12 protein-coding genes are annotated in these 16,586 nt (G+C 44.6%); 7 read left to right on the forward strand and 5 right to left on the reverse strand.

The features are described from left to right. Nucleotides 1-61: 61 nt before the first annotated feature. The 3 genes from EP58_RS08465 to EP58_RS08475 form a co-directional block, all read right to left on the reverse strand. A complete protein-coding gene (locus EP58_RS08465) occupies nucleotides 62-1,648 on the reverse strand; it encodes an immunoglobulin-like domain-containing protein (protein WP_036092394.1) in 1,587 nt (528 codons plus the stop codon). Nucleotides 1,649-1,993: 345 nt separating this feature from the next. Further along, nucleotides 1,994-3,181, reverse strand: a complete 1,188-nt coding sequence (locus EP58_RS08470) for an amidohydrolase (RefSeq protein WP_036092396.1) — start codon at nucleotides 3,179-3,181, stop codon at nucleotides 1,994-1,996. A 15-nt stretch (nucleotides 3,182-3,196) separates the two neighbouring features. Further along, on the reverse strand, nucleotides 3,197-4,375 hold the full coding sequence (locus EP58_RS08475) for a M20 family metallopeptidase (protein ID WP_036092399.1): 1,179 nt from the start codon (nucleotides 4,373-4,375) through the stop codon (nucleotides 3,197-3,199). A gap of 245 nt (nucleotides 4,376-4,620) precedes the next feature. Here EP58_RS08475 and EP58_RS08480 point away from each other — a divergent pair, with 245 nt between their 5' ends. Further along, nucleotides 4,621-5,820, forward strand: a complete 1,200-nt coding sequence (locus tag EP58_RS08480; protein WP_036092402.1) for an MFS transporter — start codon at nucleotides 4,621-4,623, stop codon at nucleotides 5,818-5,820. A 46-nt stretch (nucleotides 5,821-5,866) separates the two neighbouring features. Here the strand turns inward: EP58_RS08480 and EP58_RS08485 are convergent, their stop codons facing one another. Beyond that, complete coding sequence (locus EP58_RS08485; protein ID WP_036092405.1) at nucleotides 5,867-8,206, reverse strand: helix-turn-helix domain-containing protein; 2,340 nt, start codon at nucleotides 8,204-8,206, stop codon at nucleotides 5,867-5,869. Nucleotides 8,207-8,429: 223 nt separating this feature from the next. Here EP58_RS08485 and clpB point away from each other — a divergent pair, with 223 nt between their 5' ends. Further along, the gene (clpB, locus tag EP58_RS08490) at nucleotides 8,430-11,024 is read left to right on the forward strand and encodes an ATP-dependent chaperone ClpB (protein WP_036092408.1); all 2,595 of its coding nucleotides are present in this window, start codon (nucleotides 8,430-8,432) and stop codon (nucleotides 11,022-11,024) included. Nucleotides 11,025-11,125: 101 nt separating this feature from the next. After that, nucleotides 11,126-11,815 (forward strand): 2,3-diphosphoglycerate-dependent phosphoglycerate mutase, encoded by a 690-nt coding sequence (gene gpmA, locus EP58_RS08495; protein WP_036092436.1) that lies wholly within the window; start codon nucleotides 11,126-11,128, stop codon nucleotides 11,813-11,815. 217 nt (nucleotides 11,816-12,032) lie between these two features. Here gpmA and EP58_RS08500 read toward each other — a convergent pair whose 3' ends face one another. Continuing rightward, nucleotides 12,033-12,221: a YjzD family protein gene (locus EP58_RS08500; protein WP_036066947.1), complete on the reverse strand. Its 189-nt coding sequence runs from the start codon at nucleotides 12,219-12,221 to the stop codon at nucleotides 12,033-12,035. Nucleotides 12,222-13,096: 875 nt separating this feature from the next. Between EP58_RS08500 and EP58_RS08505 the strand changes: the two genes are divergently transcribed. The 4 genes from EP58_RS08505 (at nucleotide 13,097) to EP58_RS08520 (ending at nucleotide 16,475) form a co-directional block, all read left to right on the forward strand. Next, nucleotides 13,097-14,035 carry a beta-ketoacyl-ACP synthase III gene (locus tag EP58_RS08505; protein WP_036092411.1) on the forward strand — a complete coding sequence of 313 codons (939 nt, stop codon included), beginning with the start codon at nucleotides 13,097-13,099 and terminating at the stop codon, nucleotides 14,033-14,035. Nucleotides 14,036-14,254: 219 nt separating this feature from the next. Further along, the gene (gene fabF / locus EP58_RS08510) at nucleotides 14,255-15,493 is read left to right on the forward strand and encodes a beta-ketoacyl-ACP synthase II (RefSeq protein ID WP_036092414.1); all 1,239 of its coding nucleotides are present in this window, start codon (nucleotides 14,255-14,257) and stop codon (nucleotides 15,491-15,493) included. Nucleotides 15,494-15,610: 117 nt separating this feature from the next. Next, nucleotides 15,611-16,075 (forward strand): MarR family winged helix-turn-helix transcriptional regulator, encoded by a 465-nt coding sequence (locus EP58_RS08515; RefSeq protein WP_036092416.1) that lies wholly within the window; start codon nucleotides 15,611-15,613, stop codon nucleotides 16,073-16,075. Next, nucleotides 16,059-16,475, forward strand: coding sequence for an organic hydroperoxide resistance protein (locus tag EP58_RS08520; RefSeq protein WP_036092418.1), 417 nt, complete (start codon nucleotides 16,059-16,061; stop codon nucleotides 16,473-16,475). Before EP58_RS08515 ends, EP58_RS08520 begins: the two co-directional genes overlap by 17 nt. Nucleotides 16,476-16,586: the final 111 nt, after the last annotated feature.

The raw sequence follows: 16,586 nt of genomic DNA on the forward strand, positions 1-16,586 counted from the left end.
TAGTCAAAAAAGAAGAATTTCACCCACAGAGGAGAAATTCTTCTTTTTCAATAAGCTATTATTATTTTGTTGTGCTGACTGTCTCTGTATCAAGTACTTTACCATTGATGTCGTATGTCGTTAATACAGCTTTATCCGTTGTATTAAGAATGACCGTTTTTGCGTAGTATTTAATGGCTGATGGTGTAACGGGAACTTTAACACCTTCTACACCATTGACAGTTAGACTGATTTTTGCGACATCCCCAGTGTATTGTCCAGTAATATAGTTATCTGTCCCAATTTTAAATGGAGCGATGGAAGTGATAAATCCACTTGTGACAACTTGTTTTGCGATGGTGACAGTTTCTGTGTCAAGCACTTTACCAGTGACATCGTATGCTGTTAACTTCACGATATCTGTATCTTTCAGAATAACACCTTTTGCATAGTATTTAAGGTCTGGTGGAGTGACACCGACTTTAGTGCCTTCCACACCGTTGACAGTAAGGCTGATTTTCGCCACATCGCCAGAATATTTTCCGGTAACATAGTTATCTGTGCCAATCTTAAATGGGGTAATAGAATCAATAGATCCAGTTGTAACCACTTGTTTTTCAACAGTGACCTTTTTCGTGCCTAGTACAGTACCTTTTGTATCATAAGCGGTCAACAGCACGTCATCTGTATCTTTTAGAATAACATTTTTTGCGTAATATTTAAGGACTGATGGTGTAACGCCAACCTTAACGCCCTCTTTGTTATTGACAGTAAGGCTGATTTTGGCCACATCACCAGAAAATTGACCAGTGACATAGTTGTCGCTACCTAGTTTAAATGGAGTGACAGTTAAGCTAATATTCGCAGCATTCAGTAAAACTTGTGCGTTATCTAGTTCCTTTTGCATATTTGCTTTTACAACTGGATCAATGACTACGTTAATCAAATTTTGGGCAAAATCAATTGTTTTTTGAGCAGTCGTCGGTTTAAGTGTATTTGTGCTGGGATTATTATTTTGGAACAGGTTCAATATTGCGTCGGATGCCATTTTCTTTGCTAAAGTGTCATTGGTTCCAGGAACGAGAGGTTTTTCATTGTTGCTGACTCTTACTGTTTTGCGTGATACTTCACTTGTACCATTATATCCCGCTACTTCTACCTTTGAGCCTTGTGTGATGAAATCGTTTGTGGAAATGCTGTAGGTTCCATCCGGATGCAGTGTTCCAGTCGCCTTCGCAACACCGTCTATAAGTAGGCGTACACTTGTAATTCCTTTACCCATTATTCCTGTAATAGCTACGGATGTTATATCTGCATCATCTGCAAAAAGACTATAATCTGCTGGTGTATTTCTTATTTTCAGTAGATCTTTTGCTTGATCTATAGCTACCTGCATGTTTGCTCTTACGTCCTCGGTTATACCTACGGCAAGGTTCACTAATTGTTGTGCGGAATCAATGGCTTGTTGATCGGTCGTCACTTTAAGGACATTGGTGCTTGGGTTATTGTTTGCGAAAAGTGCTACTACGGCATCGCTCGCCATTTTAGAGCTGGCGGATGCCGCTTGTACAGGTGTTTCAGAGAGGACGTTAAATGGTGTTACAATACCCGTTCCTAATATGGATGTTACAGTCAAAAAGCTGACTATTTTCTTCATTGGAGTCTTCATTTTGTTATATACCTCTTTCATTTTTTGTTTTTGCTGCTGTGGAAAATATGTTAGTAAGACAAGGGTGTTCTATGCTATTTTTCTAACAATTCCCTTTCTAGTTATTTTTAAATCGATTACCAACGTATCTTAGCATGGTGAGAGGAATAATAATAGTTAATATAATGACTTGACACGAAAGATTCATAATATCCTATGCATTCTTTAGCTATCATACAAATGCGTGGGAAATGTGTCGATAAAAAAATAACAAAATTCATAAGTAAAAAAACTTCTCCAAAAATGCATGGAAAAGTTTTTCATAGGCCTATTGGTATTGTAGCTCAAGTACAAGTAATTGTGAACTTAATTCAAATCGTAATATCCCAATACAATCTCAGCAACCGATTTTGCCGCTACTGGCAACGAATCTTCATCGATATCGAATTTTGGATGGTGATTGAAATACGGGTTTTCGACGCCTTTTGGTTTTGCTCCGACATAGAGGAACGCGCCAGGAATTTTTTCGAGGTAGTAGGCGAAATCTTCTGAACCGGAGAGCATTTCGGCTTCGGATACGGCGATGAGATAGTCGCCCAGCCCTTTTTGTAAGTAGGTTACAGCGTCGCTTGTTGCTTCGGGATCGTTGTAAAGTGGGGGATAATCATGGGTGTAAGTAAGCGTGGCGGTGATGCCGTACATGGCTTCTAAACCGGCCACGATACGCCGAATTTCTTTGTCAATCAGCTCGCGCGTCTCACTCGTCATGTAGCGAACGTCGCCCTCCAGCTCGACATAGTCCTTAATCACGTTAAAACTGCCTTTTCCATCGAAGGAACCAATTGTCACAACGCCGGTATCAAAAGGATTGAGGCGACGGCTGACGATGGTTTGAATCGCAGTGACAAAATAGGATGCGGCTACAATCGCGTCGTTGGCCATATGTGGCGAGGAGCCATGCCCGCCAGTGCCTTGGATGCCGAGTTTGAAATAGCTCCGACCAGCCATTGAAAAACCGCTCCGATACCCGATTTCTCCAGCATTGAAAAAAGGGAAAACATGAATGCCGTAAATAGTATCGACATCATCTAAAAGTCCAGATTCTACAATGCTTTTCGCGCCTCCGGGTGGTGTTTCTTCTGCATGTTGGTGAATAATTTTGATTGTGCCGGGAAGTTCGTCTTTTAGTTGAATCAAGCAGTCGGCAAGGATTAGTAGGTAAGCGGTATGCCCGTCATGGCCACACGCATGCATGACGCCTGGATTCTCTGAAGCAAAGGGGAGGCCGGTTTCTTCTTGAATCGGAAGCGCATCGAAGTCCGCACGCAATCCCAATGTTTTTCCTGGTTTGTCGCCTGTGATCGTGACGATGATACCGTGCCCATTGCCAACTTCGCGTTCAACCACCACATCTTTTCCCTCATAAAATTTGGCTACGTAGTCGGCTGTCGCTTGTTCCTGAAACGATAACTCTGGATGGGCGTGAAGGTGGCGCCGGATTGCAATCATTTCCTCACTTCGTTGATCAATCATTTGCATTAATTTTGCACGCATCGTATTCACTCCTTGTTATTTGGTTGTATAGTCCGCCACAATCGCGCCCATCGCCTTAGCTGCAATGAGTAGTGACGCTTCGTTTATATCGAATTTAGGATGGTGATGGGGATAAAAAACGCCGTTCGCAGGCATTGCACCTACGTAAAAGAAACAGCTTGGGCGTTCCTGCGCGTAATACGCAAAATCCTCAGAAGGCGGCTGTGGCTCGCATCGGGTAATCTCGGTTACTTCTGCAATCGCTGTTTCTTGCAAAGATTTCGCCACGAATTCGGTCAGTGCCACATCGTTTACAAGTACCGGATAATCATTTTTATAGTCTAAATCATACGTAATGCCAAACATCACGGCTAGCCCGTCTAAAATACGGCGGATTTCTTTTTCAATCAATATTCGAGTCGCCTCGGTCATTGCACGCACATCGCCTTCCAGCGTCACCGCATCCTTAATCACGTTAAAACTGCCTTTTCCATCAAAAGAACCAATCGTGATGGAACCGACGTCAAAAGGATTGAGCCGGCGACTAATAATCGTTTGCAGTGCGACAACGAACTCACTCGCCGCCACAATCGCGTCATTGGCCATATGTGGCGAAGAACCGTGCCCGCCGCGACCTGTGATTTTGACTTTGAATGAGGCTCGCCCAGTCTGAATTGGACCTTCCCGATACGCGATTTCACCAGTTGGCATCGTTGACATGACATGGATACCAAGCACTTCATCGACACCGTCCAAACAACCGTCTCGAATCATCGCGATCGCGCCACCAGGAGGCGTTTCCTCGGCCGGCTGATGCAACACCACAATTTTGCCGTGGAGCTGATCTTTCATTTCAATCAAGGTTTCCGCCAAAATCAGCATGTATGCCGTATGCCCATCGTGCCCGCAAGCATGCATCACGCCAGGGTTTTCGGAGGCGAAGGGAAGCCCAGTTTCTTCTTGAATCGGCAGCGCATCAAAATCCGCGCGAATCGCGAGCGTCCGACCAGGTTTGCCACTATCGATCGTCACGACAACGCCATGCCCACCAACGTTTGTCCGCACATCGCAGTCTTTTCCTTTATAAAAATCCGCGATATAAGCCGCCGTATTCTCCTCTTGGAAAGAAAGTTCGGGATGCGCATGCAAAAACCGCCGTATCTCAACCATTCGATCCTGTTTTTCCGTTAACTTCTTCAATAATTGTTGCTTCATCGTATCTCCTCCATCTCTATTAAAAAGTTCCCTCACCGTCCATTATAGACACAACACGGTGAATATATAAGAGAATTTTTGCTATCAAAACGGCTAATTTTTGTCCTCTCGAAAATCGTAAAAGTAGCGATGGACAAAAAGGGGCGTCTTTTCTTTACTATTTTTCAAATGTTTAGATAATTCCTTGTTACGATAAATTATGGTGCTATAATAAAAAGAAAGCGCTACATTCGGAGGAGAGAAACATGGAGAAAACGCAACAACGAAAAGGTATATTGCCGATTTTATTTCTAGGGTACATCGCGATTTACATCGATAAACTGGTAATTGGTGTCATCGCAGTCCCGCTCGCAGAACAATTGCATCTTAGCATCGACGAGAAGAGTTACATATTTTCAGCTTTTTTTATCGGTTACTCCATTATGCAAATCCCGTTCGGCTATTTAAATGACAAATTAGGCTCCAAATTCGTGCTCATTATTTCGCTGTCTATCATTACCGTGGCGTCCATCGTCTTTGGCTCAGCATCAACGCTCATAGCCCTTATAGCAGCCCGTTTCTTCGCGGGAATCGGCCCAGGCTATCCAACATCCTCAGCCAGAACCGTCACCGACACGTATCCAATGGAAAAAAGAACGTGGGCCCAATCCATCTTAATCTCCACATCAGGCATTGCATCCATCGTTGGACCGCTACTTATCCCGATTGTTATCGGAGCATTCGGCTGGCGCGGCGCCGTCTTTTGCATCGCGTTTCTATTCGTATTAGCCTTAATCCTCGTCATCTGGAAACTGCCAAATACGCATAAGGAGAAAAAACAAAGCAACCAGCCAAAAGTCAAACCTGCGATGCCATTTTGGAAAGTAGTCACGAATCCCGTCGTTGTCCTGCTATTTATCGCGATGTGTAGCATCAATATCGTCCTATACACCATCGCCAACTGGACACCGACCTATTTAGCAGACGAGCGCGGCGTCTCACTCGGCATGATCTCCATCATCGTCGCCATCGCAGGACTGGGCAGTTTACTCGGAAGTTTCGGAACAGCCTACATCGTCGGGCGCTTTTTCCAACATCGCGAAAAACGCGTCATCTTTGTCTTGGCGCTCATCACGGCAGGTTCCGCGCTCCTCGTGTACCAATCCGAAAGCATCGCGGTGCTCACATTCTGGCTTTTCCTATGCTACATGTGCTCCGTCATGATTTTCTCAACCATGTTCACCTTACCACTCAAGCGGTTGCATGAATCCATTGTCGGCACAGCGACCGGCGTTGTCAACACAGGCGCAACACTCGGCGGCGTTTTTGCACCAATGATCGTGGCCCAACTCGTAGGCGCATTCGGCAACTACCAAGCCGTTTTCGTAGCCATCGCAGTAGCCGCGCTCGTCACATGCTTATTCGTCGTATTTATACCCAACATGAAAACCATCCAAAAAGCATAAAAAATGTGCCGGCGAGCTTTCCTACTTCGCCGGCACATTTCTACTCTTAAATCGTCCTCCGAAACTCATAAAAATGAATCGCATTCACATCCAAATAAGCATAAAACGACCAATCATCCGTCATCACTTCATCGCTCACCGAAAGCTTTGGAACCGAGGCCTGTGCCGCATAATCTAGCACTTCCTGATCTAATCCATGCCGACTATTCAGCTCCCAATACATCGAATAAAGCGCACCATTATCCCGATCAAACTGAAACATCCGCAATTGATAATGCCCCGGCAAAAGCCCCTTCAAACGAATATGCGACTCCTTCCGATAATCCTGCAAAAGCGAATCCTCCACCGAATAAAGCGGATTAAAATGCGTACAGTTCAGCAAAACCAACTGATACCCATCCTCAAACTCCGTCAAAACAAAATCATTCCCACAAGCCACAAGCTCCCCACACAGCCGTTCCTTAAATTTTAGCGCATAAAAAGCAGGGCGTTTCCCGTTGAAAAAATGGAACAATTCCAGGCCATCCAATCGAATATTCCGTTCCTTCCACTCATCCTCATGCAGCTCCGTATTAATCCAAAAACCAAGCCCAGCTACTTCCGAACTCACAGCAAGCACCGTCTGAAAAATCAATGCCCCCCGAAAAAAAGTCCCATTCGTATAACGCGTGTTTCCCGTCAACGTATTCCAATTAATGAGAATGAGCGGCTTATCCAAGTGATGCGACCGCAAATACTGCTTCAATTTCCGCGTTTTCGACAACACATAATCCCGCGTCACCATGAATTCCTCGTGCGCACTCTTACTAAAATCAACCGCCTCATTTTGGTTCGCATTAAACGCGATAAAATCAATCTGATTCGCCGTCTCCGCCATCCATTCATGGTTCGAAAGTGGCGCCTCCCGTCGCTCCGAAAATGGCAAATAACTCCCGACCTGAATCCGCACGTCAAAACGCTTCAAAACCGCGCGCAACCTCACATACACACGCTGCAACTCCTTCTTAGGAATCACTGTCAAATGCTTCTCGAAATACATAAAATACCATCGACTCACAAATTGCCGTCCAAAAACGTGCATCATGTGACGAAGAAAATGCTCCAATTTTTCAAAAAAAGCCTCCTCATCCACCGCAATTTCCTGATACTCCATCCGAATAAACAATCCCAAATCCAGCTTTTTCAAATACCCAATCGCCAAATCCGCGTTCGCATACGGAGAAGAAGTCGGGAGTTTTTCATCCGTCTCCTTATCCGGCAGAAGCGTCGAGCCCTGAATCAAATGCCGAATCCCGACATACCGCACAGAAAGCTCATCCTTCGCCATCACAAGCTGCGTCTGTACATTCTCCTTCAACACCTCACGCAACTCACCAATCGTCAAAATATGCATCGCGTCCGGAATCGCAGTCGGCTTACTAGAAGCAATCGAAATCGTCTTTTTCTCAAACGGCGCCTCATCCACAAAATGCACTTGCTCCGCAGCTTGGCGGTACGATACCAGTCGCGCCAAAATACTCGGCGATTGCGCCACACGCTTCGTTTGCGTCGTCAACACTTCCGACTTCTCAGCAACGGCGACCCCACCAGCCAACGCTTCCTGCCGATACGTAGCAGGCGTTTTTCCATAGTGAGCCTTAAAAGACGTCGTGAAATTCTTCGGCGAGGAAAAACCGTTTTTCTGTGCGATTTGCGAAATATTAGCCGAACTCGTGCGCAAATCCTCCAAACTATGCTTCAACCGAATCTGCGTCAAATACTGCAGGAAGCCAAGCCCCGTCACTTTTTTGAAATAACGCGATAAATAAGAGGTAGACAGAAATTCCTGCTCCGCGATATCCTGCAACGTAATCGGCTCATCAAACTGCTGTTCCAATTGCTGCGTAATGCGTGTAATCCGCGTATCATGAACGCTAACACCATCCTGCGCCGGCAACTCTTTCTTGAAAAATCGTGTCAGAAGCAACATAATCTGAAAAAGCGCGCTCTGCATCTCCAATTTACTACTTTCCGCTTTATGCGACTGCGCAATCATCATTTCCGCCAAATACTTCCGCAATAACGTCATCATTTTTTCCCGGCCAGGATCAATCCGACTCGACACACAATCGAAAGCCAGCTGAAAATAATCCGCATAATACGACGTGAAAAAAGGACTCGTAATATGTAAGCGAATCACAATCGTATCTTTGGCACCGCGCGCAGTGTAGGCTTCATTATGATTCAGAACAACCAAATCATCCTCACCAAGCGAAAGATCATGCTCCGAAAGCGAAACCACCAGCTCGCCCTGAATCACAAAGAGAATCGTTGTGCCAGCATAATCCTCCGGCGCCAAATACGTTACGTTTTCAAGCTGAATCGAGTAATCATCTTTTCTCCCCACAAAAATCGCCTCCTGATAACTCTATTATACCGAAAAAATTGGAAATAAAAAGTATCCGTTTTTCGACCGTTTTCCTTGGACAAAAAGGATAAAAAAGACTATAATAACTATATGGTCAGTAAAGGTCAGATTAGAAAAAACTCGTTCTTAGAGCGGAGGATTTTTCACGGATGACCACTTATAATGGAAACTATAATCATTTGAAACGAGGTGCGTCAAACTTATGGAAATGCAGAAATTTACACAACAAGTCCAGGAGACGATCGCGTCAGCTCAACAATTAGCCATCGAAGGCAAACAACAACAAATCGACACGCTACATGTATTCGCGGCACTTTTAGAGCATAGCGATTTTGCGAAGCGGGTGTATGAAGTCGCGGAAGTAGACGCGAAACAGTTACTAAAAACAATACAAAACGAAATAGAAAAATTACCGAGCGTGACGGGAAGCAATGTGCAGTACGGCCAAGCGATGAGTTCTTCGCTGTACGAATTGGTGGCAGATGCTGAGAAAGAACGTCAAAAATTAGAAGACGATTACGTATCCACGGAGCACTTATTGCTAGCCGTGATGAACCAGAAAAAAAGCCCAATCACAGAAGCGATAGGGATTCCGAAAAAACAACTAAACGAAGCAATTTTACAAATCAGAGGAGGAAAACGAGTGACAACACAAAATGCAGAAGAACAATATGAAGCGTTATTAAAATACGGTCGTGACTTAGTCGCCGAAGTTCGCACGGGAAAAATCGATCCAGTCATTGGTCGTGACGCCGAAATTCGCAACGTCATCCGAATTTTATCGCGAAAAACGAAAAATAACCCAGTCTTAATCGGGGAACCAGGCGTTGGTAAAACTGCGATTGTGGAAGGTTTGGCGCAACGGATTGTACGCAAAGATGTGCCAGAAGGACTGAAAGATAAAACGATTATCTCGCTTGATATCGGCTCCTTGATTGCCGGCGCTAAATATCGCGGTGAATTTGAAGAGCGTTTGAAAGCCGTTTTACAAGAAGTGAAAGACAGCGACGGCGAAATTTTGCTATTTATCGATGAAATCCACACGATTGTCGGCGCTGGAAAAACGGATGGCGCGATGGATGCCGGAAATATGCTGAAACCAATGCTTGCCCGCGGTGAACTTCATTGTATCGGCGCCACAACATTGGACGAATACCGCCAATACATTGAAAAAGACCCAGCCTTAGAACGCCGATTCCAAAAGGTTCTTGTTCCAGAGCCAACCGTCGAGGATACCGTATCGATTTTGCGCGGTTTGAAAGAACGTTTTGAAATTCATCATGGGGTTAATATTCACGATAACGCGCTTGTTGCGGCGGCGAGCTTGTCGAATCGCTACATCACGGATCGTTTTTTACCAGATAAGGCGATTGATTTGGTCGATGAGGCCTGCGCTACGATTCGCGTGGAAATTGACTCGATGCCAAGTGAACTTGACGAAGTAACGCGCAAAGTGATGCAGCTGGAAATCGAAGAAGCAGCGCTAAAAGAAGAGAAGGACCCAGCGAGTGAGCGCCGTTTGGAAATGTTGCAAAAAGAACTCGCAGATTACAAAGAAGAAGCCCACAAGATGAAATCCAAATGGGAATCTGAGAAGAATGAAATTAGCCAAATCCGTGAAGTTCGCGAACAGATCGATCATTTGCGTCATGAATTAGAGGAAGCGGAGAACAATTATGATTTGAATAAAGCCGCTGAACTCCGTCACGGTCGCATTCCTGAGGTTGAGAAGGAATTGGCGCGATTGGAAGAGGAGAACCGCGAGAAGACGGCGAATGAGGATCGACTTTTGCAAGAAGAGGTAACGGAGAATGAAATTGCGGATATCGTTGGTAGATGGACCGGGATTCCAGTGGCGAAATTGGTCGAAGGAGAGCGGGAGAAGTTGCTGAAATTGGCAGATTCGCTCCAAGAAAAAGTCATCGGTCAGGAAAACGCGGTCGGGCTTGTAAGTGACGCAGTGATTCGTGCGCGCGCTGGGATTAAAGATCCACGACGCCCAATCGGTTCGTTTATTTTCCTAGGCCCAACTGGTGTCGGAAAAACCGAACTTGCCAAAGCGCTGGCCTTCAATCTTTTCGATTCGGAAGATCATATGATTCGGATTGACATGTCGGAATACATGGAGAAACACGCGGTATCAAGGCTTGTCGGTGCGCCGCCTGGTTATGTCGGTTATGAAGAAGGCGGTCAGTTAACCGAAGCCGTTCGCCGCAACCCGTACTCGATTATTTTGCTAGACGAAATTGAAAAAGCGCATCCCGACGTGTTCAATATCTTGCTTCAAGTGCTGGATGATGGCCGGATTACCGATTCCCAAGGACGCCTGATTGACTTTAAAAACACGGTGATCATTATGACGTCGAATATCGGTTCTACGATGTTGCTGGAACGAACGGTGGATGGTGAAATTTCTGAAAAACTGGAAGAAGATGTCCTCGAAGTTTTGCAAGCCTCGTTTAAGCCTGAATTTTTGAACCGTGTAGACGATATTATTCTGTTCAAACCGCTGACACTGGACAATATTAAAGGCATCGTGGAGAAAGTTGTCGCTGAATTGCAAGTCCGCCTCGCGGGTCAAGAAATAAAGATTACGATGACCGACGATGCGAAACGCTTTATCGCTGAAGAGGCATACGATCCAATTTACGGCGCGCGTCCTTTAAAACGTTATATTACGCGTCAAATCGAAACACCACTTGCCCGCGAAATCGTCGCTGGAAAAATTATGCCACATTCTGAAGTCGCGATTACACTACAAGACGGCCGATTTGATTTTGAAATTTTAGGGGAATAAAAAAAGCGCTTGGCTCAGACTTGCATTCTGGGTCAGGCGTTTTATAATTGGTGAAGTAGGGAACAAGGAATATGAAACGAAACGTGGAGAGGATGAAAGAAATGAAATTAGTATTGATTCGTCATGGACAAAGTGAATGGAACAAACTGAACCTTTTTACAGGCTGGCATGATGTTGATTTGTCAGAACAAGGCGTAGAAGAGGCGAAAAAAGCGGGAGAACTGATCAAAGAAGCAGGCCTCCAATTTGACGTTGCCTTCACGTCCGTCCTAACCCGCGCGATTAAGACGTTGGATTATGCGCTAGAAGGCTCCGAGCAATTATGGATTCCCGTCTACAAATCATGGCGCTTAAACGAACGTCACTACGGCGCGCTCCAAGGCTTGAATAAACAAGAAACCGCTGATAAATATGGCGCAGATCAAGTCCAACTATGGCGCCGCAGCTATGATACATTGCCACCACTTTTGGAAGAAAATGACGAACGTCAAGCAAAAAACGATCGCCGTTATCAGTTGTTAGATACGAGTGCGATTCCAACCGGTGAGAATTTGAAAGTAACATTAGAGCGCGTGATTCCATATTGGATGGACACGATTGCGCCTGAAATCAAGAGTGGTAAACGCGTGGTTATTGCCGCACATGGTAATAGTTTGCGCGCATTGGTGAAGTTCCTCGAAGGCATTAGCGACGACGATATTATGGAACTTGAGATTCCGACTGGCGTGCCATTAGTGTACGAATTGGATGATGACTTGAAACCGACGAATAAATATTACTTAGGTGAATGACTGGATGCAAAATCAGACAAAAAACGCCCAACCCAATTTTTGGGTAGGACGTTTTTTTTGCTTTACAACAAATCGAGCGAAAGCGTTTGTATTCAGGCAGTGTGGTGGAAGCCGGAAGCGGAGCATACTAGTGTAGTGAGAACCGGAAGTCCGCCAGACTGCCTGAATGCGAGCGCTTGCCGCCGATTTTACTCGGGTTAGGCTCAACACCACTTTTTTATTTAATATCGTAGGTTTCGCTTTCTTTTGGCATCAATACAGGAATTAGGAAAATCGCGATAGAGATAGCGACCGCCATAATTGTCCCCATTGTGAAATCGTAAGTCGTTGCAATAACCGAAGCCGCAACATACTCAGACATTTGAGCTAAAATAAACACCCAGAAAAATGTAATGATATAACGCATGACACAACACCTCCGTTCAAGGATTCCTCGATTCATTCTAGCATAAAAAGGAGCGATTGAACAAGTATTTGTTTATGGCAAGCTAGGATAAGATTAGCTTTCAAGTATAAGAATAATCTCGGGCTTATAAATAAAATGGAAAAGGTCTTGTGAAATTATCATGATAATCGTGTTTTATTAACCACCATGATAAAATACAATTATCGTGATAAATTGAAAGGTAGTTGACTATGAAAATAGAACCCTTGAGGAAAATATTCGATGTAATATCTAAAGTTGACAATCATAGGTTGTTTTAAGATTTATAGGTAAACGATAAAGTAAACTAGAAGATTTCTATTGTTAAAAATATGAATCTCTGTTAAAATTAGGACCAGGTAATAAAAAAAGCCGAACATGCCCGTCTATCCCCGACAGAAATAGTGACAAGCATGAAATTGGGATTGACTCCAAGGTAAAGCAAAATCGCCATACTCATTTCTTCGGGTAGGACAAAAAATTATGCTTTACGCAAATCGAGCGAAAGCGTTTGTATTCAGGGAGTTTGGTGGAAGCCGGAAGCGGAGCATACTGGTGTATGTGAGAACCGGAAGTCCGCCAAACTCCCTGAATGCGAACGCTTGTCGCCGATTTATCTTGGGTATACTCTAGACTAATTTTGTCACTATTTCCGAGGGGATGGCGTGTAAGGCTGGATTGGGAACCGGCTACAAAACCAAAAGCCTCGCCAATTCACCAAACAAAATACGCGAGGCCGGAAAACCCAAAAATTGCCACCAACTCATTCGCAAAAACCAGCAATTATACTTTTTATATGTCATATCCCGAAGCGAGTTAAGGCGCTTCACAACTAATTTTTCTTGGAGGAATACGAAATGAATGCAGGTATTTTAGGTGTAGGTAAATATGTACCAGAACGCGTCCTTACAAACGCGGATTTAGAAAAAATGATGGATACATCCGACGAGTGGATTCGCTCAAGAACAGGAATCGAGGAACGCCGCATCGCTCGTGATGATGAATATGTGCACGATATGGCTTATGAAGCAGCCAAAGCAGCGATCGAGAACGCAGGATTAACACCGGCAGACATCGATTTAATTATCGTCGCAACAGTAACGCAAGAATCCAATTTCCCGTCTGTGGGAAATATTATTCAAGACCGTCTAGGCGCCAACAAAGCCGCAGCAATGGATCTCGAAGCCGCATGTGCCGGTTTTACATTCGGAACCGTGACAGCCGCTCAGTTCATCCAAACAGGCGCGTACAAAAATATCGTCGTTGTCGGCGCAGATAAACTATCCAAAATTACGGATTGGGACGATCGCAGTACCGCGGTTCTTTTCGGTGATGGAGCAGGCGCAATCGTTATGGGACCAGTATCTGATGGACGTGGCTTATTATCCTTTGACCTCGGTTCAGACGGATCAGGTGGAAAATACCTCAACCTCAACGAAAAACGCAAACTGTACATGAACGGCCGCGAAGTTTTCCGATTCGCTGTACGCCAAATGGGTGAAGCATCCCTACGCGTTCTTGAAAAAGCGGGTATGGAAAAAGAAGAATTAGACTTGCTTATCCCGCATCAAGCGAACATTCGTATCATGGAAGCATCGCGCGAACGCTTAGATTTACCAGAAGAAAAACTGATGAAAACCGTCCACAAATACGGTAACACATCCGCATCTTCCATTGTGCTAGCTTTAGTTGACGCGGTAGAAGAAGGTCGTGTTAAAGACGATGACAACTTATTATTAGTCGGATTCGGCGGCGGCTTAACTTGGGGCGCGCTAATCCTTAAATGGGGTAAATAACGCAAAACAATGTCTGGGATAACGCACGATTCAATCCCAGACTATTTTTCAAATTAGGAAGGAAATACGTCTTTTTGAGAAATCGGATTTCATTTATGATATAATGAAGGTGTCTTTTTATATTTTGTTATGAGGAATAGCATTTTTTGTATGACCAACTACTGCTAGATTAGCGGAAGTTATTTTTTGTGTGATAATTGTAGATGAGGAGATGAAAAAATGGAGAAGAAACGTGTGGTAGTAACGGGTGTTGGTGCTGTTACGCCGATAGGTAATGACGCCGATACAGCCTGGGAAAATGCCAAAAAAGGTGTGAACGGTGTTGGAGAACTTACACGACTTAATAAAGATGATTTCCCGGTTAAAATCGCTGCGGAACTGAAAGATTTTGATATTGAGAAGTATATCGATAAGAAAGATGCGCGCAAAATGGACCGCTTTACGCATTATGCGATTGCAAGTTCGGATATGGCGGTTGCGGACGCTGGTCTAGTGATTGACGACTCCAATGCAACACGTGTTGGTGTTTGGATTGGCTCGGGGATCGGCGGTATGGAAACATTTGAGACGCAATATGAAACCTTTTTAAATCGCGGACATCGCCGTGTTAGCCCATTTTTCGTGCCAATGATGATTCCGGATATGGCGAGTGGTCAAGTATCGATTCGTCACGGCGCAAAAGGCATTAACTCAGCAACGGTTACGGCTTGCGCGACGGCAACAAACTCGATCGGTGACGCTTTTAAAGTTATTCAACGTGGGGATGCTGATGTGATGATTACAGGTGGTGCCGAGGCGCCGATCACAAAAATGTCTGTGGCTGGTTTCGTTGCCAACAAAGCCTTGTCACTTAATCCTGATCCAGAAATAGCATGCCGTCCATTCGACGTGGATCGCGACGGTTTTATCATCGGAGAAGGCGCTGGTATCTTCATTTTAGAAGAATTAGAACATGCCAAAGCCCGCGGTGCAAAAATTTATGCGGAAGTGGTGGGTTACGGCGCGACAGGCGATGCGTACCATATCACAGCGCCAGCTCCAGGTGGAGAAGGTGCCGCTCGTTCGATGCAAATGGCGTTAAATGACGCAGAAATCGGCGTGGATAGCGTGGACTACATCAATGCCCACGGAACAAGCACGCCGTATAATGACGATTACGAAACACAAGCAATCAAAACTGTGTTCGGCGATAATGCTAAAAAACTCGCAATCAGCTCCACAAAATCAATGACAGGACACACACTAGGCGCGTCTGGCGGTATTGAAGCCATTTTCAGCGTGCTAGCAATCCGCGACAGTGTCGTTCCACCAACGATTCATTTAAACAATCCAGACCCAGTTTGCGATTTAGATTACGTTCCAAACGTAGCTCGCGAAATGAACGTCGATGTGGCGATGTCCAATTCCTTTGGTTTCGGTGGACACAACGCAACACTAGTATTTAAAAAGTATCAATAAAACGCAAGAGAGGCGTCCAATTTGGAGGTGTCTCTCTTTTTTTGAGCAATAAATTAGCATTTCTTATAAAAATAGCTTACAATTAAATTGTGCACAAATTAATTAGGAGGAAGAACGATGGCCAGTCAAAAACGAATCCTAGACGAACAACTTTGCTTTTCTATTTATACCGCCTCACGTGAATTCACGAAATTTTACCGACAAGCATTGGAACCTTTTCAACTTACTTATCCGCAATATTTAGTCCTTTTGGCGCTTTGGGAAGAACCGAAGCAGCTGGTGAAAGAGCTAGGAAGCAACCTCTCACTCGACAGCGGAACCTTAACGCCGATGTTGAAGCGAATGGAAGGCATGGAACTAGTCAAACGATCACGCAGTACAGAAGACGAACGAAAAGTATACATCGAGCTCACCAAAAAAGCAGTGGATATGAAGCCAGCCGTTTTAGAAAGTGTAGCCGACTGCATCTCCAAGCTCGCATTTACCGAGCAAGATTACAAACAGATGCTAAAGGGAATAAAAGAACTGACGACCAAAATTCAAGAAAATAATGGAGGAACGAAACATGAAAAAATTATATGAAGCAACAGTAATCAATACCGGTGGACGTAAAGGAGAAGTACATTCTCCAGACAACATTTTCTTCCAAGACATCGCATCACCAAAAGAACTAGGCGGCGAGGGCGGTTCAGGCTCAAATCCAGAACAATTATTTGCAGCTGGCTACTCCGCATGTTTCAATAGCGCGCTAGAATTAGTAATGTCCAAACAAAAAATCGAAGCAGCGAGCACAGTAGAAGGAACCGTATCGTTATACAGCGATCCCGAAGATAACGGCTTCAAAATTGGTGTTGTCCTAGCTGTCCACATCGAAGGCGTTGATGCAGAAACTGCGCAAAAACTAGTAGAAACAGCTCACCAAGTATGCCCGTACTCGAAAGCAACACGCGGTAATATCGAAGTAGAATTAAACATTATCTAAATACACAAAAATCCTGCCATACCTTTTCTAAAAATGTACTGAACCCCAAAAGTTGGACCAAATTTAATTAGACTTCTTGGCTGGCCTGAAGACGGTATTCTACCGGACTCA

Source organism: Paenilisteria newyorkensis (assembly GCF_000766145.1).
GTDB lineage: Bacteria > Bacillota > Bacilli > Lactobacillales > Listeriaceae > Listeria_A > Listeria_A newyorkensis.

Excerpts from the sequence above, each read along its gene's own strand:
- EP58_RS08465 (WP_036092394.1), bottom strand. The coding sequence starts at position 1,648 with ATGAAGACTCCAATGAAGAAAATAGTCAGCTTTTTGACTGTAACATCC.
- EP58_RS08470 (WP_036092396.1), bottom strand. The coding sequence starts at position 3,181 with ATGCGTGCAAAATTAATGCAAATGATTGATCAACGAAGTGAGGAAATG.
- EP58_RS08475 (WP_036092399.1), bottom strand. The coding sequence starts at position 4,375 with ATGAAGCAACAATTATTGAAGAAGTTAACGGAAAAACAGGATCGAATG.
- EP58_RS08480 (WP_036092402.1), top strand. The coding sequence starts at position 4,621 with ATGGAGAAAACGCAACAACGAAAAGGTATATTGCCGATTTTATTTCTA.
- clpB (WP_036092408.1), top strand. The coding sequence starts at position 8,430 with ATGGAAATGCAGAAATTTACACAACAAGTCCAGGAGACGATCGCGTCA.
- gpmA (WP_036092436.1), top strand. The coding sequence starts at position 11,126 with ATGAAATTAGTATTGATTCGTCATGGACAAAGTGAATGGAACAAACTG.
- EP58_RS08500 (WP_036066947.1), bottom strand. The coding sequence starts at position 12,221 with ATGCGTTATATCATTACATTTTTCTGGGTGTTTATTTTAGCTCAAATG.
- EP58_RS08505 (WP_036092411.1), top strand. The coding sequence starts at position 13,097 with ATGAATGCAGGTATTTTAGGTGTAGGTAAATATGTACCAGAACGCGTC.
- fabF (WP_036092414.1), top strand. The coding sequence starts at position 14,255 with ATGGAGAAGAAACGTGTGGTAGTAACGGGTGTTGGTGCTGTTACGCCG.
- EP58_RS08515 (WP_036092416.1), top strand. The coding sequence starts at position 15,611 with ATGGCCAGTCAAAAACGAATCCTAGACGAACAACTTTGCTTTTCTATT.
- EP58_RS08520 (WP_036092418.1), top strand. The coding sequence starts at position 16,059 with ATGAAAAAATTATATGAAGCAACAGTAATCAATACCGGTGGACGTAAA.